General features: G+C 36.5%; 1 protein-coding gene. It reads right to left on the bottom strand.

The window, feature by feature from the left end; translation table 11 throughout:
* Nucleotides 1–452: IS982 family transposase (locus NI467_RS14625; protein ID WP_253153504.1), on the bottom strand; the 452-nt coding region annotated here is incomplete at both ends.

The following is a 452-nucleotide window of genomic DNA, read 5'->3' as shown; positions in this document are numbered from 1 at the left end:
GGTTAATTGATATGCACATAGTGAGGCGTAAATTCCACTCAGAAATCCATGAAGACTACGTGCTTTACTCGTCACTAAATTGTATTGCCCCTTCAATAAACTGAATAATGTTTCTATCTTATTGCGTTGTCTTAGGTGATATTCATCTGATGCACAGAGTTGAATAGCCTGCATATTCTTTCGATGATAAGTAATTAAATCAATACCTTGATCTTTCGATCTGATTTTTAATTCTTGGCTGATGTAACCTCGATCCCCGTAAAGTTTTGCTTCTATACCAGCAACCAATTGCTCAACCATTTTTATGTCAGCAACATGTCCATTTGATAAAGCAGAACAGGCAATTTCACCAAATTGATTCATCGCAATATGTAATTTACAGCCATAAAACCAGCCCATTGAGCTTCTACCACGTGATGCAATTTGGACTAATGATTTATGACGCTGAATAC

Origin of the sequence: Acinetobacter sp. S4397-1, from assembly GCF_024129285.1 — a bacterium.
Taxonomy (GTDB): domain Bacteria; phylum Pseudomonadota; class Gammaproteobacteria; order Pseudomonadales; family Moraxellaceae; genus Acinetobacter; species Acinetobacter lwoffii_C.
The sequence above is the reverse complement of the archived record's forward strand: the minus strand, read 5'-3'. Positions and strand labels throughout refer to the sequence as shown.